Raw genomic sequence first — 2,450 nt, forward strand, 5'->3', positions numbered from 1 at the left:
GGTGGAGAATCTCCAGCGCTCGGACCTCAACCCCATCGAGGAGGCCGACGGCTACAGGCGCCTCATCGAGGAGTTCAAACTCACGCAGGAGCAGGTGGCCCAGAAGGTGGGCAAGGAGCGCTCCACCGTCGCGAATGCCCTGCGCCTGCTGGCGCTTCCCGCGGACGTCAAGGAGATGGTCGGCGACGGCTCGCTCAGCATGGGCCACGCACGCGCGCTGCTCGGCGTGCCCCGGTTGCCGGAGCTGCAGGGCCTGGCGCGGCAGGTGAGGGAGAAGAAGCTCTCCGTGCGCGACACGGAGCGGCTGGTGCAGAAGAGCCGCGCGACCGCGCCGACGAAGCCCACCAAGGACGCCGGGAAGCCGACCGTCCAGGTGAAGGCCCTCACCGAGGAACTGCAACGTCTGTTGGGGACGAAGGTGCGGCTGCTGGAGAAGAGCCCCGGAAAGGGCACTCTGGAAGTGGACTTCTTCTCCTACGATGACTTGGATCGCCTCCTGAAGCTCCTCCGCAAGGAGTAGCCGTCCGCCTCCTAGTGGCCCTTTTGCACTAATTAGTGCGAATCCGCACTAGTTAGTGCTATGGCCGGAGGATGTCGCCAGCCCCTGGGCAGGGAGGAGCCGTCCCGATGCCAACGCAGAACCGCACCCTCCGGTTCACCGACGAGCAGAAGGCCCAGGTGTTGGAGCGCACGGACCTCGTCGCCCTCGTGTCGCGGGATGTCCCGCTCAAGCTCTCGGGCCGCAGCCACGTGGGCCTGTGTCCCTTCCACGAGGAGAAGACGCCCTCCTTCCACGTCACACCGCGACGCTGGCAATGCTACGGCTGCCAGAGGAACGGAGACGCCTTCCAGTACCTCCGGGACAAGCACGGCCTCACCTTCGTGGATGCCGTTCGGCAGCTCGCGCGTGACGCCGGCATCGAGCTTCACTCGCAAACGTCTGCGCGCCCTGTCGCTTCCCCCTTCACCCGCGCCCTCACCTTCGCTGAGCGGCACTTCGCGGCCCAATTCGAAGCGCCGGAGGCGAGCGCTGTCCGCGACTACGTCTTCAAGACGCGCGGGCTGACTGCCGAGACGGCGCGGCGCTTCGGCCTCGGCTACGCCCCGGCCCCGTGGGCCACTCTCGCCCAGGGGCTCGCGAGGGAGCGCCTCGCCTTCGATGCGGAAACTCTCGGCCTCGTCGTCCGGCGCCCGAAGACGGACGGGCACTATGACTTCCTCCGCAACCGCGTCACCTTCCCCCTGCGCGCCCCAACCGGGCAGCTCCTCGGCTTCGCCGGCAGGTTTCTCGGCACCGAGAGTGCGCCCAAGTACCTCGTCACCCCGGAGAGCCCGCTCTACCGCAAGCGGGAACACCTCTACGGCCTCGATGTCACGCGTGCGGCCATTCGCAGCTGCCGCGTGGCGGTCCTGGTGGAGGGGTACTTCGATGTCCACTGCCTCTTCCAGGTGGGCGTGCAGGAAGTCGTCGCGCTCTCCTCAACGGCCATCACCCCGAGCCACGTCGCGCAGTTGGTGGCCGCTGGCGCTGAAGAGGTTGTGCTTCTCTTCGACGGTGACAAAGCAGGCCTCGCCGCCATCGAATCCGCCGCGCGAGCATTGCTCCCCTCCTCCCTTCCTGCCCGCGTCGCCTCCCTCCCCGCTGGTACGGACCCTGACGACTACGCGCTGACGCATGGAGAGGCGGGGGTGAGGCGTCTCCTCGCCGACGCGCAGCCCCTCTCCGTGGCCCTTCTCCATCGCCTCCTTCCCGAGGGTGCGACAGCGGGCTTGGAAGTGAAGCTGAAGGCACGGAAACAACTGGCGGCCTTCCTCGCCCTTCTTCCAGAGGGTTTCACGCGCGCCGCCTTCCTCACGGCCGCCGCGGCACACTTCGGCGTTCCCGAGGCGGCCCTCGTCATCTGACAGCGTGGTGCGTGCCGCCGGCCGCTCTTCGGCACGGCTTCTGCTCTTTCGGCACCCCATGACTACGACGGCTCGCCAGCAGCTCGCGGCGCGACTTGGGCAGGCAGAGGCGGCATTGCAGAAGGCGATGCGCGAAATGGACGGGAGTCCAGCGGCGAGGACGCGCCTCGCCGATTCTCGGAGCGAGTACCGCGCGGCCGAGCGCGAGGCCTTGCTGGTGCTCGGAGCGTTGGAGGCGCTGGCGGTAGTTGACGCTCTCGCCAGCCCGCAGTGACGGCTCAGGCGTGAGGCCTCGCCGTCTTCGGCACGCGTCCTGCTCATGGACAGCAGCTCCATCAGGCCGCGCCGGAGACAACCCGGGCGGGCCCACTGCTCAGGACACCTCGTGCACTCCCGTTCGCCCCTCACCTCCCTCCGCCTCTTCTTCTTCCTCCTCGCTGTCGCCGGCGCGGTGCGGTGCGGCCCGTCCGAGGAAGTGGACGACGGTCCGCGTCCCGCGCCCCCTTCCGTGAACGATGGAGGATCCACGGCCACGGATGCTGGCC

The 2,450-nt window shown here is 68.4% G+C and carries 3 protein-coding genes; all 3 read left to right on the top strand.

The window, feature by feature from the left end; genetic code table 11:
* A partial coding sequence (locus D7V88_RS40655) for a ParB/RepB/Spo0J family partition protein (protein ID WP_120545847.1) occupies positions 1–520 on the top strand: 520 nt, incomplete at its 5' end.
* A 107-nt stretch (positions 521–627) separates the two neighbouring features.
* Positions 628–1,905 (top strand): DNA primase, encoded by a 1,278-nt coding sequence (gene dnaG / locus D7V88_RS40660; protein ID WP_158625270.1) that lies wholly within the window; start codon positions 628–630, stop codon positions 1,903–1,905.
* A gap of 58 nt (positions 1,906–1,963) precedes the next feature.
* Positions 1,964–2,179, top strand: a complete 216-nt coding sequence (locus tag D7V88_RS42810; RefSeq protein WP_147449114.1) for a hypothetical protein — start codon at positions 1,964–1,966, stop codon at positions 2,177–2,179.
* The last annotated feature ends 271 nt before the right edge of the window (positions 2,180–2,450 follow it).

The organism is Corallococcus terminator, assembly GCF_003611635.1.
Lineage (GTDB): Bacteria > Myxococcota > Myxococcia > Myxococcales > Myxococcaceae > Corallococcus > Corallococcus terminator.